This window comes from Nonomuraea sp. NPDC050394, assembly GCF_044459065.1.
In the GTDB taxonomy this organism is placed as follows: Bacteria; Actinomycetota; Actinomycetes; order Streptosporangiales; family Streptosporangiaceae; genus Nonomuraea.
The window spans coordinates 135300-158698 of the sequence record NZ_JBITIO010000010.1; the positions used below are offsets into that span (position 1 = coordinate 135300).

24 protein-coding genes, 3 tRNA genes and 1 riboswitch are annotated in these 23399 nt (G+C 69.3%); of the genes, 15 read left to right on the top strand and 12 right to left on the bottom strand.

Features of this window, described 5'->3' with window-relative positions:
* Positions 1-465: 465 nt before the first annotated feature.
* Positions 466-978, bottom strand: a complete 513-nt coding sequence (locus ACIBKY_RS33945) for a C40 family peptidase (protein WP_397103165.1) — start codon at positions 976-978, stop codon at positions 466-468.
* A 144-nt stretch (positions 979-1122) separates the two neighbouring features.
* Positions 1123-1268: riboswitch (cyclic di-AMP (ydaO/yuaA leader) on the bottom strand.
* Positions 1269-1367: 99 nt separating this feature from the next.
* Here ACIBKY_RS33945 and ACIBKY_RS33950 point away from each other — a divergent pair.
* Both ACIBKY_RS33950 and ACIBKY_RS33955 read left to right on the top strand, forming a co-directional pair.
* Positions 1368-2423, top strand: a complete 1056-nt coding sequence (locus ACIBKY_RS33950; RefSeq protein WP_397103167.1) for a 3-isopropylmalate dehydrogenase — start codon at positions 1368-1370, stop codon at positions 2421-2423.
* 330 nt (positions 2424-2753) lie between these two features.
* On the top strand, positions 2754-3851 hold the full coding sequence (locus ACIBKY_RS33955; protein ID WP_397103169.1) for a branched-chain amino acid aminotransferase: 1098 nt from the start codon (positions 2754-2756) through the stop codon (positions 3849-3851).
* A 235-nt stretch (positions 3852-4086) separates the two neighbouring features.
* Here the strand turns inward: ACIBKY_RS33955 and ACIBKY_RS33960 are convergent, their stop codons facing one another.
* Together ACIBKY_RS33960 and ACIBKY_RS33965 are read right to left on the bottom strand one after the other, a co-directional pair.
* Entirely contained in the window at positions 4087-4731 is a 645-nt protein-coding gene (locus ACIBKY_RS33960) for an O-methyltransferase (protein ID WP_397103171.1), read from the bottom strand.
* A 14-nt stretch (positions 4732-4745) separates the two neighbouring features.
* The gene (locus ACIBKY_RS33965) at positions 4746-5333 is read right to left on the bottom strand and encodes a Uma2 family endonuclease (protein WP_397103173.1); all 588 of its coding nucleotides are present in this window, start codon (positions 5331-5333) and stop codon (positions 4746-4748) included.
* Between the two features lie 132 nt (positions 5334-5465).
* Between ACIBKY_RS33965 and ACIBKY_RS33970 the strand changes: the two genes are divergently transcribed.
* Both ACIBKY_RS33970 and cimA read left to right on the top strand, forming a co-directional pair.
* On the top strand, positions 5466-6113 hold the full coding sequence (locus ACIBKY_RS33970) for a DsbA family protein (RefSeq protein WP_397103175.1): 648 nt from the start codon (positions 5466-5468) through the stop codon (positions 6111-6113).
* Between the two features lie 232 nt (positions 6114-6345).
* Complete coding sequence (gene cimA / locus ACIBKY_RS33975) at positions 6346-7920, top strand: citramalate synthase (RefSeq protein WP_397103177.1); 1575 nt, start codon at positions 6346-6348, stop codon at positions 7918-7920.
* Positions 7921-7985: 65 nt separating this feature from the next.
* Here cimA and ACIBKY_RS33980 read toward each other — a convergent pair whose 3' ends face one another.
* Positions 7986-9506: an N-acetylmuramoyl-L-alanine amidase gene (locus ACIBKY_RS33980; protein WP_397103179.1), complete on the bottom strand. Its 1521-nt coding sequence runs from the start codon at positions 9504-9506 to the stop codon at positions 7986-7988.
* A gap of 84 nt (positions 9507-9590) precedes the next feature.
* Positions 9591-11210 carry a heparinase II/III family protein gene (locus ACIBKY_RS33985; protein ID WP_397103181.1) on the bottom strand — a complete coding sequence of 540 codons (1620 nt, stop codon included), beginning with the start codon at positions 11208-11210 and terminating at the stop codon, positions 9591-9593.
* Between the two features lie 112 nt (positions 11211-11322).
* On the opposite strand from ACIBKY_RS33985, the gene ACIBKY_RS33990 reads away from it, so the two are divergent.
* The 3 genes from ACIBKY_RS33990 to ACIBKY_RS34000 are packed head-to-tail and all read left to right on the top strand — an operon-like array spanning position 11323 to position 13105.
* Complete coding sequence (locus ACIBKY_RS33990) at positions 11323-11928, top strand: HD domain-containing protein (protein WP_397103183.1); 606 nt, start codon at positions 11323-11325, stop codon at positions 11926-11928.
* 14 nt (positions 11929-11942) lie between these two features.
* Positions 11943-12716: an SAM-dependent methyltransferase gene (locus tag ACIBKY_RS33995; RefSeq protein WP_397103185.1), complete on the top strand. Its 774-nt coding sequence runs from the start codon at positions 11943-11945 to the stop codon at positions 12714-12716.
* A gap of 35 nt (positions 12717-12751) precedes the next feature.
* A complete protein-coding gene (locus tag ACIBKY_RS34000) occupies positions 12752-13105 on the top strand; it encodes an antibiotic biosynthesis monooxygenase family protein (RefSeq protein WP_397103187.1) in 354 nt (117 codons plus the stop codon).
* Between the two features lie 599 nt (positions 13106-13704).
* Here ACIBKY_RS34000 and ACIBKY_RS34005 read toward each other — a convergent pair.
* The 4 genes from ACIBKY_RS34005 to ACIBKY_RS34020 form a co-directional block, all read right to left on the bottom strand.
* Positions 13705-13777: transfer RNA gene (locus ACIBKY_RS34005), tRNA-Glu, on the bottom strand.
* Between the two features lie 17 nt (positions 13778-13794).
* Positions 13795-13870: transfer RNA gene (locus ACIBKY_RS34010), tRNA-Glu, on the bottom strand.
* Between the two features lie 78 nt (positions 13871-13948).
* Entirely contained in the window at positions 13949-14530 is a 582-nt protein-coding gene (locus ACIBKY_RS34015) for a hypothetical protein (RefSeq protein ID WP_397103189.1), read from the bottom strand.
* A gap of 42 nt (positions 14531-14572) precedes the next feature.
* Positions 14573-14644 (bottom strand) — tRNA-Gln (locus ACIBKY_RS34020).
* Between the two features lie 166 nt (positions 14645-14810).
* Between ACIBKY_RS34020 and ACIBKY_RS34025 the strand changes: the two genes are divergently transcribed.
* Entirely contained in the window at positions 14811-16778 is a 1968-nt protein-coding gene (locus ACIBKY_RS34025) for a M3 family metallopeptidase (protein ID WP_397103191.1), read from the top strand.
* Positions 16779-16821: 43 nt separating this feature from the next.
* Here the strand turns inward: ACIBKY_RS34025 and ACIBKY_RS34030 are convergent, their stop codons facing one another.
* Positions 16822-17361, bottom strand: a complete 540-nt coding sequence (locus ACIBKY_RS34030) for a PadR family transcriptional regulator (protein WP_397103193.1) — start codon at positions 17359-17361, stop codon at positions 16822-16824.
* Positions 17362-17415: 54 nt separating this feature from the next.
* Here ACIBKY_RS34030 and ACIBKY_RS34035 point away from each other — a divergent pair, with 54 nt between their 5' ends.
* On the top strand, positions 17416-18699 hold the full coding sequence (locus ACIBKY_RS34035; RefSeq protein ID WP_397103195.1) for an MATE family efflux transporter: 1284 nt from the start codon (positions 17416-17418) through the stop codon (positions 18697-18699).
* Here the strand turns inward: ACIBKY_RS34035 and gltX are convergent.
* Positions 18593-19966, bottom strand: a complete 1374-nt coding sequence (gltX, locus tag ACIBKY_RS34040; protein ID WP_397103197.1) for a glutamate--tRNA ligase — start codon at positions 19964-19966, stop codon at positions 18593-18595. The two genes, ACIBKY_RS34035 and gltX, sit on opposite strands and share 107 nt — an antisense overlap.
* A complete protein-coding gene (locus tag ACIBKY_RS34045; RefSeq protein ID WP_397103199.1) occupies positions 19959-20735 on the bottom strand; it encodes a fumarylacetoacetate hydrolase family protein in 777 nt (258 codons plus the stop codon). The genes gltX and ACIBKY_RS34045 overlap by 8 nt, the downstream gene beginning before the upstream one ends.
* A 179-nt stretch (positions 20736-20914) precedes the next feature.
* On the opposite strand from ACIBKY_RS34045, the gene ACIBKY_RS34050 reads away from it, so the two are divergent.
* The 6 genes from ACIBKY_RS34050 to ACIBKY_RS34075 are packed head-to-tail and all read left to right on the top strand — an operon-like array spanning position 20915 to position 23387.
* Entirely contained in the window at positions 20915-21385 is a 471-nt protein-coding gene (locus ACIBKY_RS34050) for an Asp23/Gls24 family envelope stress response protein (RefSeq protein ID WP_397103588.1), read from the top strand.
* Positions 21382-21654, top strand: a complete 273-nt coding sequence (locus tag ACIBKY_RS34055) for a hypothetical protein (RefSeq protein ID WP_397103201.1) — start codon at positions 21382-21384, stop codon at positions 21652-21654. The genes ACIBKY_RS34050 and ACIBKY_RS34055 overlap by 4 nt, the downstream gene beginning before the upstream one ends.
* Positions 21651-21836: a hypothetical protein gene (locus ACIBKY_RS34060; protein WP_397103203.1), complete on the top strand. Its 186-nt coding sequence runs from the start codon at positions 21651-21653 to the stop codon at positions 21834-21836. Before ACIBKY_RS34055 ends, ACIBKY_RS34060 begins: the two co-directional genes overlap by 4 nt.
* Before the next feature lie 26 nt (positions 21837-21862).
* Complete coding sequence (locus ACIBKY_RS34065; RefSeq protein ID WP_397103205.1) at positions 21863-22264, top strand: hypothetical protein; 402 nt, start codon at positions 21863-21865, stop codon at positions 22262-22264.
* Positions 22261-22824, top strand: a complete 564-nt coding sequence (locus ACIBKY_RS34070) for a DUF6286 domain-containing protein (protein ID WP_397103207.1) — start codon at positions 22261-22263, stop codon at positions 22822-22824. Before ACIBKY_RS34065 ends, ACIBKY_RS34070 begins: the two co-directional genes overlap by 4 nt.
* Positions 22821-23387, top strand: a complete 567-nt coding sequence (locus tag ACIBKY_RS34075; RefSeq protein WP_397103209.1) for a hypothetical protein — start codon at positions 22821-22823, stop codon at positions 23385-23387. Before ACIBKY_RS34070 ends, ACIBKY_RS34075 begins: the two co-directional genes overlap by 4 nt.
* Positions 23388-23399 lie beyond the last annotated feature (12 nt).

Genomic DNA, 23399 nt, shown 5'->3' on the forward strand with positions numbered 1-23399 from the left:
CGCTGGACGACCGTCTCCCTGGACAGACAGGTCCACGTGCGGCGGGTGGGGGTGGGCGGCTTGCCGTAGGAGAAGACCATTGCGGTGACAGACCCCACGCGCGACAGAACCGCACGCAGGAGAAGCCGCGCGAGAGCCCGCGCGAAGGATCTGTGGGCGGGGTGGCCGCGACAGGGCCCGCGCGCGAAGGATCTGTGGGCGGGGAAGCCGTGACAAAGGCCCGCGCGAAGGATCTGCGGGCCGGGGAAGCCGTGACAAGGCCCGCGCCGAAAGATCTGTGGGCCGGGGAAGCCACGATAGGGGCCTGCACGCGGGAGATCGTGGTTTCTCCCGTGCGTGAGAGATACCACGCACGGGAGAAACCGCGACAGAGCACGCCGCGACGAGCCGACGGCCGACGGGTCGGCGGGTCGGCGGAATCGGTGGAATCTGAGGGTCAGAAGATGGTTGGGAGGAGCACGCGCGTCACAGCGTGGCGGTGGGCATGACGGGTGCGGGTGCTTGGCGGAGTTTTTCGAGCTGGGTGGTGAGTTTGACGCCCGCCGGATCCGGGCGCACGGCGCCGACGAAGGCGCGGCGGCGCCAGGCGCTCAGCTTTTCCTCCTTGACCACGTCACCGGTACGCGGCGAATGCACCATGTGACCAGGCCGGGAGATCATGCCCACGTGCCCCAGTCCTGAGAAGAAGACCAGGTCGCCGGGCTTCAGGTTCTTCCAGCTGATCTTCCGGGAGAACGCCGAGTACTGCTGGGCGGCGGTGCGGGGCAGTTCGATCCCCGCGCTTTCGTAGGCGCGGAGCATGAGGCCGGAGCAGTCGTAGCCGCGTTTGGTGGTGCCGCCCCAGACGTACGGGGTGCCGCGCTTGTCCATGGCGTAGGCCAGGGCTTTCTGCCAGCTGGGCTTGGGGGTTCGCCGCTCCTGGATCTCCTTGAGGTCCTGGCTGGTCAGCGTGACGTCGTAGGGGTCGACGGTGCTCACGGGGGCAGCGGGAGAGACCGGGGATGCGGGGGATACGGGGGATGTGGGGGATGTGGGGGATGCGGTGGCGGGGGATGCGAGGGTGGCCGCGGTGACACCGGTGACAGTGATGAGCGCAGCGGTCGCGATGATGCGAGACAGGGGAATGTCCTTCCACACGGCCTACCGGGTTAGCTGTCGGGCTCGGGCCTGGAAGTAGCCCTACGGCGTGGTAAGCGCCGATTCGCCCCAATGGGGGAGGTGGGTCCCCGGCTCCGCGCTACGGTGCGCGGATTAGGCTGGTGGGACTCTAACGAAACAGTCAAAAGCGTGCAAATCGGGCAAAATGGAGTGTCCGGAAAATGAGATGGGTTGCTCGGCAGGCGAGACGAACCGGTAAGGTACCGCCCATGGAGTCGCGTAGCATTCGCCTGGCCGTCATCCCCGGAGACGGCATCGGTACCGAGGTCGTGACCGAGGGCCTCAAGGTTCTCGAGGCGGTCGGTCCCAAGTTCGACATCACCGAGTACGACCTCGGCGCGGACCGCTACGCCAGGACCGGCGAGGTCCTACCCGACTCCGTGCTGCGGGAGCTGCGCGGCTACGACGCGATCCTGCTCGGCGCCGTCGGCGACCCCCGCAAGGTGCCGCCCGGCCTGCTGGAGCGCGACCTGCTCCTGCGCATCCGCTTCGACTTCGACCACTACGTCAACCTGCGCCCGGTCAAGCTGCTGCCCGGCGTCGCGACGCCGCTGGCCGACACACCGGCCGAGAACATCGACATCGTCGTCGTGCGCGAAGGCACCGAATCGCTCTACGCCGGCACCGGCGGGGCCATGCGCAAGGGCACGCCGTACGAGGTGGCGACGCAGGAGTCCATCAACACCGCCTACGGTGTCGAACGCGTCGTCCGCTACGCCTTCGCCAAGGCGCAGAGCCGCCCGCGCAAGAAGCTCACGCTGGTCCACAAGACCAACGTGCTCACCTTCGCCGGTGACCTGTGGCAGCGCACCTTCGACCGCGTGGCCGAGGAGTACCCCGAGGTCACCACCGACTACGTGCACATCGACGCGGCCACGATGTTCTTCGTCAACCAGCCCGAGCGCTTCGACGTGATCGTCACCGACAACCTGTTCGGCGACATCATCACCGACCTGGGCGCCGCGGTGGCCGGCGGCATCGGCCTCGCGGCCAGCGGCAACATCAACCCCGAAGGCGCCGCGCCGAGCATGTTCGAGCCGGTGCACGGCAGCGCGCCCGACATCGCCGGGCAGAGCAAGGCCGACCCGACCGCCACCATCCTCTCGGTCGCCATGCTCCTGGACCACCTCGGGCTGACCGCCGAGGCCGCCCGCGTCGAGCAGGCCGTCGCCGACGACATCGTCGAGCGCCTCTCGCGCACCTCCGCCCGCACCACCCGGGAAATCGGCGACGACATCGCCGCCCGAGTATCCGGCGGCGCCTGACGCCGCAGGCCACCGGCCCACGAGCGGCCCGCCGTACCGCAGAACGTGAGATCGCCCACCATCGGGGGTCTTACGACACGTCTGCGGAGGTACGGCAGGCAGCGTGCGAACCCGCAGCTCGTGAACACCCGGTACCGACCTGACAAGCGGCCAGGCGCCCCCGGCGCACTCGCGGCCGCCTGACCACCCACGCCCGGTGGCTCGCGAGAGCCTCCGGGCGTTTTCGTTGCGCCCTAACGGTCGTCCTTTTAGATGCAGTAAGTTCCCTCTACCCGATCCGGCGCAGAATGGATGCAGGGTAGTCCTCAGAGAAAGAGAAGGATCTCCGTCATGACCACCTCTCAGAAGCTCAGCTTCGACGTGCAGCTATCCGACCACGCTCGCACCGCGGCAGAGCGCGAGGCGGTACTGGCGAGCCCCGGGTTCGGGAAGGCCTTCACCGACCACATGGTCTCGATCGACTACACCGAGGGCACCGGCTGGCACGACGCCCGCCTCACGCCGTACGGACCGCTCACGCTCGACCCCGCGACCTCCGTCTTCCACTACGCGCAGGAACTCTTCGAGGGCCTCAAGGCCTACCGGCACGCGAACGGCTCCATCGTCACCTTCCGCCCCTACGCCAACGCCGCCCGCTTCAACCACTCCTGCGCGCGCATGGCCATGCCGGAACTGCCGGAAGACACCTTCGTGGAGGCGCTCGAACTCCTCGTCCAGGCCGACCGCGACTGGGTCCCGACCACCGACGGACACAGCCTCTACCTGCGCCCGTTCATCATCGCCACCCAGGTCGGCCTCGGCGTCAACTACCCGTCCGAGAACTACCGCTTCATGGTCATCGCCTCTCCCGCCGCCTCGTACTTCAGCGGCGGCGTCAAGCCCGTCTCCGTGTGGCTCTCGACCGAGTACACCCGCGCCGCCCCCGGCGGCACCGGTGCCGCCAAGTGCGGCGGCAACTACGCCGGAGCCTTCGTCGCCCAGCGCGAGGCCGTCGCCCAGGGCTGCGACCAGGTCGTCTGGCTCGACTCCCACGAGCACCGGTACGTGGAGGAGATGGGCGGCATGAACCTCTTCTTCGTGTACGGCGACCGCCTCCTCACCCCCGCCCTCACCGGCACGCTCCTGCCCGGCATCACCCGCGAGTCCATCCTCACGCTCGCCGGCGACCTCGGCCTGAAGGCCGAAGAGGGCCGGCTGTCGATCGAGGAGTGGCAGGCCGGCTGCGAGTCGGGTGAACTGACCGAGGTCTTCGCCTGCGGCACCGCCGCCGTGGTGACGCCGGTCGGCTCGGTCAAGGGCGCCGACCGCGCCTGGACCGTGGGCGACGGCACCCCGGGCCCGGTCACGATGCGCATCCGCGACGAGCTCGTCGGCATCCAGTACGGCACCCGCCCCGACCCCCACAGCTGGATCCACAAGATCAGCTAACACCCGCGCTGCCCCGCACCCGTGGGGCAGCACCTCCCCTCTGGCCCACACCCGCACGTCAGCGCGGTCCGCCGCCCGATACGTCTCGCACCCGTGCGCGTCGGCGCGGTCGGCTGCCGGGGGTGTCTCGAACCCGCGCTTCGGCGCGGTCCGGCACCCCTCACCCTTGGCAGAGTGCCGCCACCGAGGCATGGCTTGGACGCCCCCCGCCGGACAGGCGTTGACGGGGAAGTGGTCAGTTCTTGCGGATCAGGGTGAGGCCGTCGGAGATCGGGAGGATGGTCGTGCTCACGCGAGGATCCTGCATCACCATGTCGTTGAACTCGCGGATCGTCACCGTGGTCTCGTCGTTTCTCGACGGGTCGGCCACGTAGCCGGTCCACAAGGTGTTGTCCACCATGATCAGTCCGCCGGGGCGCAGGCGTTCCATGAGCAGTTCGTAGTAGGCGGGGTAGCCGGGCTTGTCGGCGTCGATGAAGGCCAGGTCGACGGAGCGCTGGAGGGACGGCAGGGTTTCCGTGGCGGGGCCGAGGGTCAGGGTGATGCGGTCGGAGACGCCCGCGTCCTCCCAGTAGCGTTTGGCGATCGCGGTCCACTCCTCGCTCACGTCGTAGCAGTAGAGGTGCCCGCCGGACAGGCCGCGGGCGAGGCAGAGCGACGAGTAGCCGGTGAACGTACCCACCTCGACCGCCACCGACGGGTCGACGAGCTGGGTGAGCATGGTGAGCAGACGGCCCTGGGAAGCGGAGATCTGCATGCTGGCCTGGTCGCCGGTGGCCGCGCGGGTCTCGATGGCGAGTTGCTCGAGGAGCGGATCGGGGCGGGTGGTGTGTTCGTGGATGTACTGGGCGATCGGCTGGTCGAGCACGAAGTTCTTCATGGCGTCATTGTCGATCAGCCGGAGGTCTCGGCGTCGGTGAGTCTGGCCGTGTCGAGGATGAGGTTCCATGGGTCGGGCAGGGCGAGTGGCGCGCCCATGGTGACCTCGACGTACACGGTGTAGCCGTCAGCGGATGGGCGGGTGAACAGGCTGGCCGTCGACTTGGCCGGGTCGATGCGGAGGAATACGGGAACCTTCGCGGCCGCGTAGGCCTTGGGCTTGGTGACGTAGTCGTCGTGGACGCTGCTGGGAGAGACGACCTCGACGACCAGTTTCGTGTCGTCGGCGTATACCTCGTCGTCGCCCCACATGCGCGGGCGCTTGGAGACGATCACGAGATCGGGGATGAACCTGTCGTTCTGCGTGCCGAGGAGCAGCTTGATGTTGGTCCAAGGCCGCCAGTCCTTCTCCACCAGGAAGCCGGTGATCTGGAAGAGCAGCAGCGCGATGATGTTGTTGTGGAGTCCGGTGGGCACGGGGTTCACCACGATCCGGCCGTCGATGAGCTCGACGCGATGCTCGGGGAACAGCCTGCACGCCGCCTGGTAGTGCTGGTCAGACGGATGCTCTTCGGCAGTGGGACGCGCGAGAAGCTTGGCCATGGTTCCATCATCCCCTCCTGAGAGATGAACGCAATGTGATTGCCGCGCGACCCAAGGTAATGCCCCGGAAAAGAGCTCGCAAGTTTGTTCGAATAACTGGGCTATATGTCGCAAATGATAGGGTCGCCTGCGATGAACAAGAGGCTGGTGGCGGCATGTGTTGCCGCGTGTGTCGTGCTTGCCGTAGTCGCCGTCCTGGCCTTCGCGGAGCCGGGTGGCAAACAGGACGCCTACCAGCTCACCCGCCAGCCGGACGGCTCGATGGTCCTGGCCAGGCCGGGGGTGACCGCGCCGGTCCTCGACCTGTACGAGGACTTCGACTGCCCCGTCTGCAAGCAGCTCCACGCCGCCGTGGATCCCACACTCCGGCGCCTGGCCAAGGCGGGCAGCGTGAAGGTGGTCTTCCATCCGGTGACGATCTTCCGGGACGAGCCGATGCGGTCCAACAGCGTCCGCGCGGCCGCCGCCGCCCGTTGCGTGCCCGCGGCCAACTGGCTGGCCTTCCGCGACCAGCTCTACGCCATCCAGCCGGCCCCGCACGGCACTGCCAGCGGGTTCACGCCGGACGAACTGGTGGGGGCCGCGCGCAAGGCGGGCGCCTCGGTGGACGAGTGCGTGTCCACGCAGGCCTTCGCCAAGCAGCACCTCAGCCAGAACGACGGCGTCCGCCTCGACGGGACTCCGACGGTGCTGTTCAACGGCCAGATGCTGGGTGACGTCGCCTTCGACCCGAAGGCCCTGGAGCAGCTCATTACCGGCGGCGACGGCATCACCGTCTGAGCCCTCCCATGACACGCCCCGCGGGCCCACGTCAGCGCGCCGCCGTACAAAGATTGTCCCAGAACGTGAGACCAGCGTGCCAGATGGTGAATCCATGTGGCACACTCGGCATCACCATGTTCTACGGTCTGCTCATTATCGGCAGGCGCGCTGGCTGACAAAGGACACCGCCAGCGCGCAGACCTCTCACGTCCGTGAGGGGTCTTTTTCATTTCCACGGGAGACCAATCAGATGGCCGACGACCGCTTCCACGTGTACGACACCACGCTGCGCGACGGCGCACAGCAAGAAGGCCTCAACCTCACGGTGGCCGACAAGCTGTCGATCGCGCGCCACTTGGACGGCCTGGGCGTCGGTTTCATCGAGGGGGGCTGGCCTGGCGCCAACCCCAAGGACACAGAGTTCTTCAGGCGGGCCCAAACAGAGCTCGACCTGAAGCACGCGCAGCTTGCCGCGTTCGGCGCGACCCGCCGGGCAGGCATGAAGGCAGCCGATGACCCTTTGGTCGCCGCACTGCGCGAATCCGGCGCGCCGGTCGTGACTCTTGTCGCCAAGAGCCACGACCGGCACGTGGAGCTGGCCCTCCGCACCACCCTCAGTGAGAACCTCGCGATGATCCGCGACACCATCTCTCATCTGAAAGCGGAGGGCCAGCGGGTCTTCCTCGACGCCGAGCACTTCTTCGACGGGTACAAGTCGAATCCAGCCTACGCTCTCGAGGTCCTCAGGACCGCGGCAGAGGCCGGGGCCGACGTCGTGGCCCTGTGTGACACCAACGGCGGCATGCTCCCCGACGAGCTCGCCGAGGTGGTGCACGCGGCCGTCCAGACCAGCGCCCGCGTCGGCATCCACTGCCACGACGACACCGGCTGCGCGGTCGCGAACACGCTGGCGGCCGTGAAGGCGGGCGCCACCCACGTGCAGGGCTGCGCCAACGGTTACGGCGAGCGCTCCGGCAACGCGAACCTGTTCACGGTCGTGGCGAACCTCCAGCTCAAGCGCGGCTTCGACCTGGTCCCGCCGGCCGCGCTCCAGGACATGACCCGGATCGCCCACGCGATCACCGAGGTCACCAACGTCACCCCGAACTCCCACGCCCCCTACGTGGGCATGTCCGCCTTCGCGCACAAGGCCGGCCTGCACGCCAGCGCCATCAAGGTGGACCCGAACCTCTACCAGCACATCGACCCCGCCGCCGTCGGCAACGACATGCGCATGCTGGTCTCCGACATGGCCGGGCGGGCGAGCGTCGAGCTGAAGGGCCGCGAGCTGGGCTACCAGCTGTCCGCCGAGACCTCCAAGGAACTGGTCGACCGGGTCAAGGAACTGGAGTCCCAGGGCTACACGTTCGAGGCCGCCGACGCCTCGTTCGAGCTCCTGCTGCGCGACACCCTGCACGGCGAGCGCAGGCGGCACTTCGAGGTCGAGTCCTGGCGCGTGATCGTCGAGCGCACCAAGGGCGGCGAACTGGTCAGCGAGGCCACCGTCAAACTGCACGCCAAGGGCGAGCGGATCGTGGCCACCGGCGAGGGCAACGGCCCCGTCAACGCCCTCGACAGGGCGGTCCGCCTGGGCCTGGAGAAGCTCTACCCCGAACTGGCTGCGGTCGAGCTGATCGACTTCAAGGTCCGCATACTCGAGGGCACCCACGGCACCGACGCCATCACCCGCGTCCTCATCACCACCAGCGACGCGACGGGCGAATGGGCCACGGTCGGCGTGGACGAGAACATCATCGACGCCTCCTGGCAGGCCCTTGAGCAGGCCGTCACCTATGGTCTGCTGCGCGCGGGCCGCGAGTTGTAGCAGGCCGTAAAGCGCCGCGTGTTAAGGACTTTTGGGGGTACGGCGCCGCCGTACCCCCGAAGCCGTTACTTGCTGATCCGCACGGCGTCGGCGATCACGAGGCCGACGCCGGACGTCCAGCGGCTCACCCCGACCACGTTGTAGTCGCCGGCGTTGAGCGAGAACGTGCCGATGCTCCGCCACCCGCCCCCGCCGGAACGCTGGTCGACGTAGACCGTCTGGTTGCCGCCCGAGGCGGCCACGATGTACGGGGCCGAGCTGTTGTAGCCGGGCAGCGCCGGGTACCAGACCTCGACCTTGTAGGTGCCCGCGGTGGGGATGCCGGCCTTGTACCAGGCCGGGTCGCTGGCGGCGACGGGCTCGGCGTAGCGGTAGTCGGGCCCGTGGCGCTGGGTGGAGTACGTCGAGGTGCCCCAGTTGGCGCTGGAGCTGAACCGGTCGGCGGTCGTGTTGTCCACGATGGTGGACCAGGTGGTGCCGCCGCCTCCGGTGACGTACTGCATGTACTTGTTCCAGTCCCAGTGCCGGCCGGGGTCGGTGTGGGTGGCGCCGGGGACCTCGTTGTGCCCGATGATGCCGGTGCGCGTTTTCGGGATGCCGTACTTGTTGCACAGGTAGGCGGTCAGGGCCGCGGAGCTGCGGTACATGGCGTCGGTGAACCACGAGGGGTTGTCGACGAAGCCCTCGTGCTCGATGCCGATGGAACGCGTGTTGTAGCTCCAGTTGCCGGCGTGCCAGGCGACGTCCTTGTCACGGACCATCTGGGTGACCGCGCCGTCGGAGGAGCGGATCACGTAGTGGGCGGAGACGTTGGCGCTCGGGTTCTGGAACCAGGAGATGGTGCCGGCGTACGAGCCCTGCGTGACGTGGATGATCACACGGTCGATGTTGTAGCTGGACTCGCGGCTGGAGGCGGTGTAGTTGCCGGAGTTCGCGGCGACCCACGCGGCCGGCGGGTAGTCGGGGCTGAGGGCGGCCATCGCGGTGAGGTCCTGTGCCTGTTCGTACGCGCCGCGTTCGGCGGTGACCATCTGGGCGGGAACGCTGATCTGCTCGGCGCCCGCGGTGCCGGTCAGGCCCTTGCCGAGGAAGTCGTAGACGGTGTCGGCGTACAGGCGGGCGGTGGCCGGGTCGGCGGCGTTGCCGTACCTGGCGACGACCGGGTACCAGGCGCCGAGCGCCGCGTCGGCGGCCAGCCCGAGCTCGTCGGCGTAGGCGCGCAGCACGGCCGCGCCGCCCTTGACGTTGGCCGCGGCGTCGCGCTTGAGCGCCCGCGTGGACAGGCCGGTGAGCTCGGCCGCCTTCTCCAGGACCTTGGCGGTGGGGTTGCTGACCAGGTGCATGACGCCGTAGCCGCCGCTGGCGCTCGGCGCGCCGGCGTGCCCGTCGAAGTGGGTCTCGGCGTAGGCGATGGTGGCCAGCAGGTCGCGGGGCACCTTGTAGGTCTGCGCGGCCTGGGCGAAGGCGTCGCCGAGCGGGGCGGCCGGCGCGCTCGCGCGGGCGGTCGTGGTGGGCAGGACGAGGGTGAGCATGGCGATCATGCTCGTCACGAGCAGCACTAATCGGGGGGTTCGAGTAGCCCTCATGGCCGCAAGATACGACTATCCCTGACAGATGTCGATAATTGACATCACTCCGGGTTTACTTGAAACTTTCCGTCGCCCTTGTGTTCAGAAGACCACGGACACGCCGTTCACCTTCACCTTGCCGCCCGCGCAGGACACCTTCGGCGCGTCGGTGCCGGGCACGACCACCGTCACCAGCTCCTTGGCAGCCGGCGAGACGACCACGCTGGCCGGCTTCTTCGACAGGTACGTCGGCGAGACCCAGCCCCGCTTGCCGCCCCGCTCCACCTTCTGCCCGCCGACCGGCTTGCACCCCGCCAGCTGCACCAGCGTGACCCGGTACTTCCCGTCACCCAGCACGACCCGCCCGCCCTCGTTGGAGACGACCGTGAGCGAAGGGTCGAACCGCCACAGGTTGCGCACCTTCTTCCCGCCGCCCGCACTGTCGCGCACCGCCATCACGTCCTCGCCGTGATGGACGAACACACTTCTGGTACGCCCGACGCCGTACGCCTTGTCGGCGACCCGGAAAGTCTGGCGGCCGGAGCCGTACGTCGCCTTGGTGAGCTTCGTGGCGGTACGTGGCCGGAACCGCGCGCCCTCGACCATGGGCACGTTGTGCGCCTCGGGGGAGAGGGTCCAGTAGCGGTAGGCGCTCTTCTCATAGGAGTGGAACCCCGCGTCGACCAGGATGTCGCGCCCGTCCGCGTAGTAGGTGACGCCCATGTGGTCCTCGTGCCCGTGGAACTTGGTCCCCGGCCCGAACCGCAGCGAGTAGTACGCCGCCTCCTTGGTCCAGTCGGTCCGCCCGTAGGCGTAACCCGCCCGGTAGACCTTGACCTTCTCCTTGGGCGTGCCGGTCTCCATCTTCGGCTCGGTCTCGGCACTGCCGTCGCCGATCGGCACCATGTAGCCGCTGGGCTCGGTGGAGTGGGCGACGAAGGACTTCAGCGCCTCGGTCCGCTTGGCGATCTCGCCGGGCACCTTGCGGTCGCAGTCGCGCATGTTGGTCATGGCGACCTGGAGCCGGCCGTACACGTAGACGGCGTAGCGCGGCGCCTGCTCCATGAGCGCGCCCTGGGAGTCCACGTCGAGCTTGACCGTGCCGGTCAGCCGCTTGATCGCCAGCGACGCCCAGTCGCGCCGTCCCAGCCGGCAGCCGATCGCCATGAGCGCGATGTCCTGGTCGATGCCGTGGTTGTGCCCCTTCTTGTACAGCCGGGCGTCCGACAGCAGCTTCGCGTGCTCCTTCAGGCTGTCGGTGAGCCAGCCGTCCTTGACGTGCATGCTCAGGCAGACGAGCGCCTGCGTGCGCAGCGACGTGGGGTGGTCCTTCCAGACATAGGGCTTGGTACGGCTCGCGCCACGCTTGTTGCTCGCCACCCAGTCCTTGGTGATCTCCTTGGCGCGCTCCAGGTAACGTGCCTCACCGGTGTTCTCGTAGCCGACCACGAGCGTGCCGACCCAGCGCAGCGAGTGGAAGACGAACTCCCACGACCTGTTCCGGTACGGGCTCGCGCCCCAGTTGATCTTCTTGCCGAGCTTGTACGCCGGCTGCCCGACCAGCGAGATCTCCCCGTTCATCACGTCTTCCGCGGTGGGCGTACCCGGGATCCAGTCGCCCTGGCACTGGGCGGTGCGCTTCACCTTGTCGGCGGCCTGCGCGGGAGCCCCGAGCCCGGTGGTCGCGAGCATGAGGGCAAGAGGGATCGCGAGGCGGCGCACGCCGGTGTCCTTCCGAGGGTGTCTTCACGGGAGCGAGACATGCTCTCGGACCGGCGATCAAGAGGTCAAGCCGGGTGCGCGATCGTTAGCGGCTCGATGCCATGCTGTCCTCGTGAACTACGCAGACATCCTGATCCCGGACACCGCCGCCTGCCGTCTCGCGCTTGAGGTCGCGACCGAGTTTCACACGCCTTCGCTGCTCAACCACTCCGTCCGCGCCTACCTGTTCGCCGCGGCCTACGGCCAGGAGAACGCCATCCCCTTCGACGCCGAACTGCTCTACGTCTCGGCGATGCTGCACGATCTGGGGCTGACGAAGGAGTTCGACAGCCACACGGTGGCCTTCGAGGCGGCGGGAGGACACGTGGCCTGGGTGTTCGGCGCCGGCGCCGGCTGGCCGGCCGAGCGCAGGACGCGGGCGGCCGAGGTGATCGTGCGCCACATGTGGGCCGAGGTGGACGTCAACGACGACCCGGAGGGCCACCTCCTGGAGCTCTCCACCGCCATGGACATCTCCGGCCGCCAGACCGACGAGATCCCCGAGCCGGTCAAGCACGAGGTCCTGCGGCTCTACCCGCGCCTGGACCTCGTCGAGGAGTTCACCGCCCGCATGACCGAGCAGGGGACCCGCAAGCCGGACAGCGTCGCCGGGGGCTTCGTCCGCGCCGGGTTCGGCGGCAAACTCGCCGCCAACCCCCTGAATTTCCTCCACACGTGATTTAGGTTTGTCCCGTGATCGATAAAACTGTGTCCCATTCGCCGAGAATCTGGAACTACTGGCTCGGGGGCAAGGACAACTACGAGATCGATCGTGAGATCGGCGACCAGTTCGCGCGCGTGTTCCCGGAGATCGTGCCGATCGCCCAGGAGTCGCGGGGCTTCCTGACCCGTGCCGTGACGTTCCTGGCGGGCGAGGCCGGGATGCGGCAGTTCCTGGACATCGGCACCGGCCTGCCCACGGTCAACAACACGCACGAGGTCGCCCAGCGCGTGGCCCCGGAGGCCCGCGTCGTCTACGTGGACAACGACCCGATCGTCCTGGCTCACGCCCGCGCGCTGCTCGTCGGCAGCGAGGAAGGGCTCACCCAGTACATCGAGGCCGACCTGCGCGAGCCCACGGCGATCCTGGCCGGGGCGAGCGCGACCACGCTCGACCTGTCGCGCCCGGTGGCGCTGATGCTCCTCAACATCCTCGGCCACCTGCCCGACTACGAGCAGGCCAAGGCCATCGTGGGCACGCTGGTCGACGCGCTGCCCCCGGGCAGTTACGTGGCGATCGCCGACGGCACCAACGTCATCAAGGGCCCCGAGTTCGAGGCGGCCATCGCCATCTGGAACCAGAGCGGCTCCGTCCCGTACCACCTGCGCCATCCGGACCAGATCGCCGGCTTCTTCGAGGGCCTGGAACTGCTGGAGCCCGGCGTCGTCTCCTGCCCCGGCTGGCGCCCGGCCGGCAAGCCGGGCCCGGCCGTGGACGAGTTCTGCGGACTGGCCCGCAAGCCCTAGAAGAGAGCGGGGCCCGGCACGCATAGGGTTGGCACATGGCTGTCGTGAAGATCAACGTTCTGACCGTTCCTGCCGAGATGCGCGAGGACCTGGAGAAGAGATTCGCCAACCGCGCCGGGATGGTCGACTCGGCCGACGGGTTCGAGTGGTTCGAGCTGCTGCGGCCGCTCGAGGGAACCGACCAGTACCTCGTGTACACGCGCTGGCGCAGCGAGGAGGACTTCGTGGCCTGGCAGCAGGGCCCCGCCTTCCAGCGCGGCCACGCCCAGGCGGCGGAGGCCGCCAAGGCGCAGGGCCAGGGCCACGGCCACGGCCAGGGCGGCCCCGCGGCGACGGGCTCACAGGTCTGGTCATTCGAGGTGATCCAAAGCGCCGGCCTCAAGAACTGACCACCCGCCTCCGAACACCCGAGCCAGGAACACCCACCCACCCGGCAACCACCGGGCCGAACCGGGAGAGCGCCTCTCCGATCGGCCCGGCCAGACAACCACCGGGCCGAACCCGGAAGACCGCCTCTCCGAGGACCGACGGGCGGAGCCATGAGGCGGCTGGGCCACCCGAGCGCTGCGTTGGCGGCACTTGCGGGCGACTGGGCAGCGCGTGGTCGCGGGGTTCTCCCGGGTGCGGCGGATGGCTGCGGGGCTCCCCGAGATGCCGGGATGGCGCCAAGGTCGTGCGGGTTGCCGGCGCGCCGAGCCGGGCGGGAAGCGCGGAGGACCTCCACACCCCGGGCGGTGGGATGCCGCAGGGCGGCGGGTGGTTGGGCGGGTTTCCGGGCGCCGAGACGGCGGGAGGTGTCGCGGTGGTGGGCGGCGCCGGGGGCGGTGGCCGGGGTGGGGTAGGGGAACCGGTTCACGTGGACCGTTGCGGTGGGGACCACGTCCGACGTGAGAAGCGACCCCCACGATCGGCCTGAGCCCACGACGGCGGGTGGCGGCAGGGAGGCCTGCCGTAACAGAAAAAGAACCAGAAAGGTGTGAGGAAGATGTAGTCCCGACCGGATTCGAACCGGCGCTACCGCCTTGAGAGGGCGGCGTCCTGGGCCACTAGACGACGGGACCTTCGTGACTTGTGGCAGTGGTAGTCCCGACCGGATTCGAACCGGCGCTACCGCCTTGAGAGGGCGGCGTCCTGGGCCACTAGACGACGGGACCCTGACCACAAGTGATTTCGCCTGGTCTCCCCGGCGACGCAGGTAACTCTACCGCACCCCGAGGAGCACTCCAAACCGCTTAAGGGCCCATGAGATCGGGCCGGTACCGCCGGATCCAGGCCCCCATCGGCCCCCGCTCCCACAACGGATCGAGCTCTCCCAGCGGGATGGCGACCTCGGGCCGCCCGCTCGCCGGATCGACGGGAACGGCGGCCAGCCGGGCCCGCATCCACCCCGGCAGCCGCTCAGGTGTACGGCGGGTGCCCCAGCCGATGAGGCCGGTCGCCCGCAACGGCTGCGCGCGCACCCGCAGTCCTCCCACCCGCCCGATGCGGCGCGGATCGGCGCTCCGCGTCTCCACCACGCCCACCCGGGTGATGTCGGCCCACCGCAGGCGTACAAGGAAGCCACGCGCGTCGTTCAGCTCCACGCCCGCGTCGGAGAACCGCACGACGGTCCCCGAGACCAGCCTGCGGTGCTTCACCACCAGGACCCCCACCAGCGCTCCGGCGGCGAGCAGTCCCAGCAGCACGCCGCCGGCGGTGGACCCGGTGAGGATGGCGCCCAGCAGCAGGCAGACGAGGAAGAAGAGCAGCAGTGGTCCGGCGAAGGCCAGCGCGAGGCGGGGGAAGGAACCCGGGCGAATACGAAACTCTTCCATAAGCAGAAAACGGATGCCCCGGTGAGAGGACATCCGTCAAAGCTGGGGTACCAGGACTCGAACCTAGACTAACTGAACCAGAATCAGTCGTGCTGCCAATTACACCATACCCCACCGAAACGAACCCCTCGGGAGCTCGCCTTGGCGACGTCCGAAAGAATAGCCCAGCTTGGCGGTCACCACCAAAACGATTGCCGAACCGGGCGTCGGCGGCCCCCGGCAGCCCCCGTGACATGCCAAGCTGAACGAGGACAAAACCACCGCACGAGGAGCTCGAACGTTGGCAGAGAACCCGTTCTTTTCACCCAGCAGCCTGCCCTATCAGCTGCCTGACTTCGGGGCTATCCGGGAGGAGCACTACCTCCCCGCGTTCGAGCGCGGCATGAGCGAGCACCTGGCCGAGGTCGCGGCGATCGCGAACAGCGAAGAGGCGCCCACGTTCGACAACACGATCGCGGCGCTGGAGCGCTCTGGCCGTGTCCTCGGCCGCACGGGCATGGTCTTCTTCAGCATCGTCTCCTCCGACTCCACCGACGGCATCATGGCCATCGAGAAGGAGATCTCGCCGAAGCTGACCAAGCACAGCGACGAGATCCGGCTCGACCGCGCGCTGTGGGCGCGCATCAAGCAGGTCAACACCTCCGACCCGGAGGAGTCGTGGCTGCTGGAGAAGTACCGCGAGGACTTCATCAGGGCCGGCGCGGACCTGTCCGAGGGCGACCAGGAGCGGCTCAAGCGGCTCAACGAGGAGCTCTCCACCCTGTCCACCGACTTCTCGCAGAACCTTCTCAGGGCCGGCAAGGAGTCGGCGCTGGTCGTCGAGGACGCCGCCGAGCTCGACGGCTTCGACGAGGAGCGGCTGAAGGCGCTGGAGAAGGACGGCAAGTACGTCCTGCCGCTGCTCAACTTCACCAACCAGCCCGGCCTGGCGCAGCTGACGAACCGGGAGACCCGCCGCAAGCTGTACACGCTGTCGGTGGAGCGGGCGCCGGCGAACCTGGACCTGGCCGTCCGGATGGCCACCCTGCGCGCCGAGCGCGCGAAGCTGCTCGGCTTCCCGAGCCACGCCTCCTACAGCGTCGCCGACCAGACGGCCAAGACGGCCGAGGCGGTCGAGGAGATGCTCGGCCAGCTCGTCGGCCCCGCCGTACGCAACGCGAAGAAGGAAGCGGAGGCGCTGGCCGAGCAGGCCGGGTTCGCGATCGAGCCGTGGGACTGGTCGTTCTACACCGAGAAGGTGCGCAAGGCGAAGTACGACTTCGACGCCGACGCGATGCGGCCCTACTTCGAGCTCGACCGGGTCTTCCGCGACGGCATCTTCCACGCGGCAGGCCGCCTGTACGGGCTGCGCTTCACCGAGCGGACCGACCTGAAGGGCTACCACGAGGACGTCTCGGTCTGGGAGGTCGCCAACGAGGACGGTTCGCAGCTCGGCCTGTTCCTGCTCGACCCGTACGCCCGCCCGACCAAGCGCGGCGGCGCGTGGATGAACAACCTGGTCGACCAGTCCTACTTGTTCGGCGAATTGCCCGTCGTCATGAACAACCTGAACGTCACCAAGCCGGCCGACGGGCCGACGCTGCTGACGTTCGACGAGGTCAACACGGCCTTCCACGAGTTCGGGCACGCGCTGCACGGCCTGTTCTCGGCGGTGCGCTACCCGAGGGTGTCGGGCACGAACGTGCCGCGCGACTTCGTGGAGTACCCGTCGCAGGTCAACGAGATGTGGGCGACGTGGCCGGAGATCCTCGCCAACTACGCCAAGCACCACGAGACAGGCGAGCCGATGCCCGCCGAACTCGTGGAGAAGATGCAGGCGACGGAGAAGTTCAACCAGGGCTTCCAGACCGTGGAGTACCTGGCCGCGACGCTGCTCGACTGGGCCTGGCACAAGCTGGCCGCGGGCGAGACGGTCGGGGACGCGCGGGCGTTCGAGGCCGCGGCCCTGGAGTCGGCCGGGATCGCCTTCCCGCTGGTGCTCCCGCGCTACCGCACCAACTACTTCGCGCACATCTTCTCCGGCGGCTACAGCGCCGGCTACTACTCCTACATCTGGAGCGAGGTGCTCGACGCCGAGAGCGTGGAGTGGTTCAAGGAGAACGGTGGCCTGAAGCGCGAGAACGGCGACCACTTCCGCCGCGAGCTGCTGTCGAAGGGCGGCAGCCTCGACGCGCTGACCGCCTTCCGCAACTTCCGCGGCCGCGAGCCCAGCATCCGCCCGCTGCTTGAGCGTCGCGGATTGGTGTAGAAAGTCCCTTCTGAGGGGGTACGGCGGGGCCTGCCGTACCTCCTCACTTCTTTTGCGCCCCCAGTTCGTTCCTGAGCCACTCCCGCTCGGCGGCGCCCGTGGCCCGCGCGACCAGCAGCATTCCCCGCCGGTAGGGATCGGTCTCGTCCTCGGCGCGCACCGGCCGCTCCCCGTCGTAGAAGAAGCTGGCCGGGGTCTCCAGGAAGTCGAGCCTGCGCCGCAGCACCCGCGCCCGTTCGGCCGCGTCCGGCAGCGCCGACAGGAACGTCAGCAGCGCGAAGAACCGCGTCTGGTCGCTGATCTCGATGTCGGTGGGCTCGCGCAGGCGGCGCAGCAGTTCCTGCCTGCCCTTGTCCGTCAGCGTCAGCACGAGCCGCCGCGCCGCCGCCGTGCCCTGCTCCTCGTGCCGCTCGACCAGGTCCTTGGCCTCCAGCCTGGCGATGGCCGGGTAGAGCGCGCCGTCGCTGACCGGGCGCAGGTGGCCGCTGAGCGCGTTGAGCCTGGCCTTGAGCTCGTAGCCGTGCATCGGCCGCTCGTCGAGGAACCCCAGGATCGTCAGGGTCAGGTCGCCGCCGCTTGCCATGGGCGCATCGTATCGCTATACCTCTAAGCGAGATATAGCGAATCGAGGTAAAGCATGTTCAGGCTGGCGTTCCCCATCTACGTGGAACTCCTCACCGCGGTCGTCGCGGTGAGCGTGATCGACCTGCTCTGGGTGTCCGGCCTGGGCGAGGGCGCGGTCGCGGCGGTCACCGTGGCCACGACCACCGAGTATCTGGCGCTCGGGCTGTTCCTGGCCGTCCAGACCGGCCTCACCGTGCTCGTCGGCCGCCGCGACGGCCGCGCGCCGCTCGCGCCCCTGGTCAGGACCGGCTGGCTGCTCTGGGCCGCGTTCAGCCTGGCCGTGGCCGTCCCCGGCGTACTGCTGCGCGAACCCCTGGCCGCCCTCCTGGCCGCGGACGCGCCCACCGCGGCGCTTACCGCCGGCTACTACCTGATCTCCCTTGCCGGCCTGCCCGTCTTCTTCGCCCAATGCCTGGTGGACGGCGTGCTCAAGGGCAGGGGCGACACACGGGTCCCGATGCGCAACGCGCTGATCTGCAACGCCCTGGTCATCGTCCTCGACCCGCTGTTCATCTACGGCCTCGGCATGGGCGTCCAGGGCGCCGCGCTGGCCACCGTCCTGGCCCGCCTGGCCACACTCGGGCTCGCCCTGACCTCCCTGGTACGGCAGGCTCCGGCCGACGCCCCGGGCCGCGCTCCCGCGTGGGAGATCGTGCGCACCGGCCTGCCCATGTCGGGCGACTTCCTGGCCCGCGCCCTGGTCGGCCTGGTCCTGGTGGACGTGGTCGCCGGGTTCGGAGTGGCCGCGCAGGCCGGTTACGGCATCGGCTCGAAGATCATGCTGGCCGGTGTCATGGTCTTCTACGCGCTGCGCCAGGCCACGATGATCAGGACGGCCCGCTCCGAGCCGGTGGGAAGGCCGCTGCTACTCGGCCTGGGCGCCGGTGTGGCCGTGGCCGCCGTGCTCAACCTGACGGCCGCGCCGGTGGCCGGATGGTTCACCGCCGATCCCGGCCCGGCGGTGGAGTTTCTGCGCTGGATGACGCTCTACCTGGTGCCCTTCGGCGGGCTGATCGCCGCCGGCGGAGTGCTGCAGGCCAGTGGGAGGGGCGGCCGCCTGCTGGCCGCCACGCTGGCGGGCTTCGCGGTGCAGCTGCCCCTCGCCTACACGCTGAGCTCGTGGCTCGGCGTCACGGGGGTGTGGGTGTCGATGGCCGCCGGGGCTCTGGTGAGCCTCGGCGGCGCCGTACTCACGCCTGGAACTTGGCCAGGGCGGCGCGCAGGCGGTCCTGCGAACGCTCGCGGCCGAGAACCTCGATCGACTCGAACAGCGGCAGGCCCACGGTCCGGCCCGTGACGGCCACGCGGACCGGCGCCTGCGCCTTGCCGAGCTTCAGCCCGTGCAGGGCGCCGACCTCCTCCAGCGCGACCTTGAGCGACTCGGGGTCCCAGCTGACATCGGCCAGGCGCTCCAGGTAGCCGTTGAGGATCTCCACGGGGGAGTTCTTCATCGCCTTGTCCCAGGAGGCCTCGTCGAAGGCGGGCTCGGGCAGGAACAGGAAGTCGACGTTCTGCCGGATCTCCGACAGCACGGCGATGCGCGTCTGGGCCAGCGGGGCGACCTTGCTGAACGTCTCGCGGTCCCAGCTCGGGTCGAGGTAGGCGGCGCAACGCTCCTCGAAGGTCTCCAGCGGCAGCGCGCGGATGTACTCGCCGTTGAAGGCCCGCAGCTTCTTCTCGTCGAAGAAGGCGCTGGCGGAGTTGACGTTGTCCAGCTTGAACAGCGGCATCATCTCCGACCACGGCATGATCTCGCGGTCGTCGCCCGGACCCCAGCCCAGCAGCATGAGGTAGTTGACCATCGCCTCGGCGAGGTAACCCTCGTCGCGGTAGGACTCCAGGGCCACCTTGTCACGGCGCTTGGACAGCTTCTTGCGCTGCTCGTTGACGATCACCGGAAGGTGCGCCCAGACCGGCGGCCGCTTGCCCAGCGCGGGCCAGAGCATGACCTGCTTGGCCGCGTTGCCCAGGTGCTCCTCGCCGCGGATGACGTGGGTGATGTCCTGGGTGATGTCGTCGACCGCGTTGGCCAGCACGTAGAGCGGCGAGCCGTCGGTGCGGGCGATGACGAAGTCCTCCTGCGCGTCGTTGGGGAACTCCACCCGGCCGCGGATGACGTCGTCCACCACCGTGACGCCCTCGTCGGGGGTGCGGAAGCGCGTCGCGCCCGCGGTCAGGCCGCGCTCGCGGCAGTGGCCGTCGTAGCCCTTGTGCTCGGAGCCGGTGCGGGCCACCAGGTCATCGCGGGTGCAGTCGCAGTGGTAGGCGCGGCCGTCGGCGAGCAGCTTGGCCACGGCCTCGCGGTGCTGCGGCTCGAAGGCCGACTGGAAGTAGGGGCCCTCGAAGACCGGGTTGGTGCCGTTGACGCCGATCCAGTCGAGCGCGGCGATGATGCCCTCGGTCCACTCCGGCCTGTTGCGCGAGGCGTCGGTGTCCTCGATGCGCAGCACGAACTGGCCGCCCGACTGCTCGGCCAGCGCCCAGTTGAACAGCGCGGTGCGGGCGCCGCCCACGTGGAACATGCCGGTCGGTGAGGGCGCGAAGCGCACCCGCAGGTCAGTCACGGGAAACCACCTTGTTCGTGAGTGTGCCGATGCCCTCGATGCCGACGCTGACCTCGTCGCCGACCTCCAGCGGGCCCACGCCCGCAGGGGTGCCGGTCAGGATCACGTCGCCGGGGATCAGCGTCATGACGGCGCTGACGTAGGCCACCAGCGCGGGGATGTCGTTGATGAGCTGGTTCGTGCGGCCGCTCTGGCGCACCTCGCCGTTGACCGTCGTGGTCAGCGCGAGGTCGCCCGGGTCGAGGTCGGTCTGGATCCACGGCCCCAGCGGGCAGAAGGTGTCGAAGCCCTTGGCCCGGGTGAACTGCACGTCCTTCTTCTGCAGGTCGCGGGCGGTGACGTCGTTGGCGCAGGTGTAGCCGAAGATGACGTCCTTGACCCGCTCGACCGGGACCTCGCGGCACAGGCGGCCGATGACCACGGCCAGCTCACCCTCGTAGTCGACGCGGTCGGACAGCGAGGTCGGGTAGGCGATGGGCTCGCCGTGGCCGATGACCGAGGTCGACGGCTTGAGGAAGATGAGCGGTTCTTCCGGGACCTCGTTGCCCAGCTCGGCGGCGTGTTCGGCGTAGTTGCGGCCGATGGCGATCACCTTGCTCGGCAGCATCGGGGACAGCAGCTTCACCTGGGCCAGCGGGAACCGCTCGCCGGTGAACTGCACCTGGTTGAAGGGGTGCCCGGCGACCGCGGAGACGACCTCCTCGCCAGGGCCGCCCTCGACCACGCCGAACGAGACGCCTTCGCCTGTGGAGAACCTCGCTATACGCACCAGACAAGGCTATCGCCGACGTGCCGGGGCTCGGCCCACGTTGGTCCGTGGCTCATCCAGCGCAAGTCAGGACTTGTCAATAAATCCAGCTCATGACGCATTTTTCCCGGTATGTCGGAAATTAGGCTGCATAGCAGTCACTACATGCTGTGATACTTCAATTCTCGGGGGTGACGATCGTGTCGGAAGCCACGGTCAAGGAGACGCCGGCCGTACCGCGGGCACGGACCCAGAACGGCTCCGCCAGCGGCGCGCTCGACAGTGAGAATGGCACCACCACCATCGATGACGCCGTCGTGGCCAAGATAGCCGGGCTCGCCGCCCGCGAGGTCAACGGCGTATACGACATGGGCGCGGGCGCCGCGCGCGCCATGGGGACGGTGCGGGGAATCGTCGGCGCCGACAAGAGCGTCACGCAGGGAGTCTCCGTCGAGGTCGGCGAACGCCAGGCCGCCGTCGACCTGGACCTCGTCGTCGAGTACGGCACCGCCATCCCCGACCTGGCCGGAGCGGTGCGCAAGAACGTCGTCTCGGCGGTCGAGCGCATGTGCGGCCTGGAGGTCACCGAGGTCAACATCAAGGTCGACGACGTGCACATGCCGGGCCAGAAGTCCGAGGAGGCGCCCAGGAAGGAGCCCCGGGTCCAATGACCGACGCGCGGGCGATCGCCGAGAAGGCGCGCCGCGTCCCGGGGGTGGCCGCCCTGTCCGGCGGCCCGTTCGGGACGGTGTCCACCTATCTGCCGGGTGAGCGCCTGGTGGGGGTGGCCGTGCGCGACGACGGCGTCGAGATCTCGATCGTCGCCCGCAACGGGCACCCGCTGCCCCAGCTCGCCGCGACGGTCCGCCGCGAGGTGGCGGGCCTGGCGGGCGGTCGCCCGGTCAACATCCGCATCGACGACCTGGAGGAGACCTCATGACGAACTACCCGCTGTCCATCATCGGTATGGCCGTAGGCATGGTGCTCGGCCTCGCCGGCGCCTTCGGCGGCATCGGGGCGTTCCTGCTGGTGCTGCTGCTCGGCGCGCTCGGCTTCCTCGTCGGCCGCCTCGCCGAGGGCGGCGAGGTGAACGTCGCCCATCTCACCGTGAGACGCAAATGACCGCCACCGATCACCGTGAGACGCAAATGACGGCCACCGAGACCACCGCGATCGAGGCCACGGCGCCCGCCGACGTGCTGCTGCCCGCCCAGCGGGTGCCGCCGGAGTCGCGCGGGCGCACCACGATCACCGACCGGGCGGCCACCCGCATCACCTGCGAGCTGGCCGGGACGATGCCCGGGGTACGCGCGGTCACCGAGCACGACGGGCTGCCCTGGACGCGCACCACGGCCGCCCGGGTGGACGGCGACCAGGTCAGGGTCCGGCTCTTCGTCACCGTCGGCTACCCGGCGCCGCTGCGCTCGACCGCCCGCCACATCCGCGGGGAGCTGACCGATGAGCTGGCCCGCATGACCGGGCTGCGCGCCACCGAGATCGACGTCATCGTCACGCACCTGGCGCCGGAATCCGAGGGGGCGGTGTCGTGAGCGCCGCGCCGGGGGACCGGGCGGCGCTCAAGGAGTTCCGGCCCCAGCGCACGGTTCCGGCGGTGATCGTGGCCGTGCTGCTGGTCGCGCTGGGCGCGGTCGTGGCCGCCGAGGTGATCTCCTGGCTCTTCGGCCGCCCGCTCGGCTGGCTGCCGGCCGCGACCATGCTGGAGTGGGGTTCCGCCACGCTATGGCAGAGCCCGCTCGTACTGATCGGCGCCATCGTGCTGACGCTGATCGGGATGGCGCTGCTGGTGCTGGCGTTCGTGCCCGGCCGGCCGAGGATGGTCCCGCTGCACACCAGCGACCCGCAGCTCGTCATCGGGGTCCGGCCGCAGAGCTTCTCCGACACCCTGGCCCACGCCGCGGGTGAGGTGCCGGGCGTGCGCTCGGCCGTCGCAGCGCTGCGCGGGCGCACCGTCGCGGTCACGGCGACCACCAGCGGCTGGAACGACGCCGCCACCGGCGAGCAGGTGCGCGAGGCCGTGCTGGCGAGGATCGCGGGGCTCGCGCCGGTCCAGCGTTACCAGGTGTCCGTCCGGCTGAAGGAGCGACCGTGAACCGCACCACCCGCCGGGGCAACCGTCTCGGCCTGGCCCTGGTCGGGCTGCTGCTGGCCGTACTCGGGGGCGCGGCGGTGGCCAGGAGTCTCGCGCTGATGCCGCAGGACTGGGCGCCGGCCGCAGAGCCGCTGGTGAACGGGCCCGTCAGGGAGTTCTTCGCCTTCTCCTGGGCCTGGTGGCTGGTGGCGCTCGGGGGGATCGTGCTGGTCGTGCTGGGGTTGCGGTGGCTGGCCGTACAGGCGAGGCGGTCGAGGTTGTCGTCGCTGCGCCTCGACGACGGGCCCGCGGGCGTCACGGAGATCTCCGCGAGCGGCGTGACCGACGCCGTCGCGGCGGAGGCCGCGGAGAGCCCCGCCGTGCTCAGCGCGAGCGCCGACCTGGCGGGCTCACCCCGCCGTCCAGAGGTACGGCTGCGCCTGGTCGCCGACGAGCGCGCCCCGATCGACGAGATCAAGGAGCACCTGGCCGGCGTGGCGATCCCGCACATGCGCCAGGCCCTGGAGACGGACCAGTTGCCCGCGGTCGCCCGCGTGAGCTTGAAACCGCCCTCCGCCCGCTGAGTCTTCCGGGGC

Bases quoted from the DNA above. Each gene is read 5' to 3' on its own strand.
- ACIBKY_RS33960 (WP_397103171.1), bottom strand. From the start codon at position 4,731: ATGAAGAACTTCGTGCTCGACCAGCCGATCGCCCAGTACATCCACGAA.
- ACIBKY_RS34000 (WP_397103187.1), top strand. From the start codon at position 12,752: ATGGCTGTCGTGAAGATCAACGTTCTGACCGTTCCTGCCGAGATGCGC.
- ACIBKY_RS34035 (WP_397103195.1), top strand. From the start codon at position 17,416: ATGTTCAGGCTGGCGTTCCCCATCTACGTGGAACTCCTCACCGCGGTC.
- ACIBKY_RS33970 (WP_397103175.1), top strand. From the start codon at position 5,466: ATGAACAAGAGGCTGGTGGCGGCATGTGTTGCCGCGTGTGTCGTGCTT.
- ACIBKY_RS33965 (WP_397103173.1), bottom strand. From the start codon at position 5,333: ATGGCCAAGCTTCTCGCGCGTCCCACTGCCGAAGAGCATCCGTCTGAC.
- ACIBKY_RS33950 (WP_397103167.1), top strand. From the start codon at position 1,368: ATGGAGTCGCGTAGCATTCGCCTGGCCGTCATCCCCGGAGACGGCATC.
- ACIBKY_RS34015 (WP_397103189.1), bottom strand. From the start codon at position 14,530: ATGGAAGAGTTTCGTATTCGCCCGGGTTCCTTCCCCCGCCTCGCGCTG.
- ACIBKY_RS33980 (WP_397103179.1), bottom strand. From the start codon at position 9,506: ATGAGGGCTACTCGAACCCCCCGATTAGTGCTGCTCGTGACGAGCATG.
- ACIBKY_RS34060 (WP_397103203.1), top strand. From the start codon at position 21,651: ATGACGAACTACCCGCTGTCCATCATCGGTATGGCCGTAGGCATGGTG.
- ACIBKY_RS33955 (WP_397103169.1), top strand. From the start codon at position 2,754: ATGACCACCTCTCAGAAGCTCAGCTTCGACGTGCAGCTATCCGACCAC.
- ACIBKY_RS34055 (WP_397103201.1), top strand. From the start codon at position 21,382: ATGACCGACGCGCGGGCGATCGCCGAGAAGGCGCGCCGCGTCCCGGGG.
- ACIBKY_RS34030 (WP_397103193.1), bottom strand. From the start codon at position 17,361: ATGGCAAGCGGCGGCGACCTGACCCTGACGATCCTGGGGTTCCTCGAC.
- cimA (WP_397103177.1), top strand. From the start codon at position 6,346: ATGGCCGACGACCGCTTCCACGTGTACGACACCACGCTGCGCGACGGC.
- ACIBKY_RS34065 (WP_397103205.1), top strand. From the start codon at position 21,863: ATGACGGCCACCGAGACCACCGCGATCGAGGCCACGGCGCCCGCCGAC.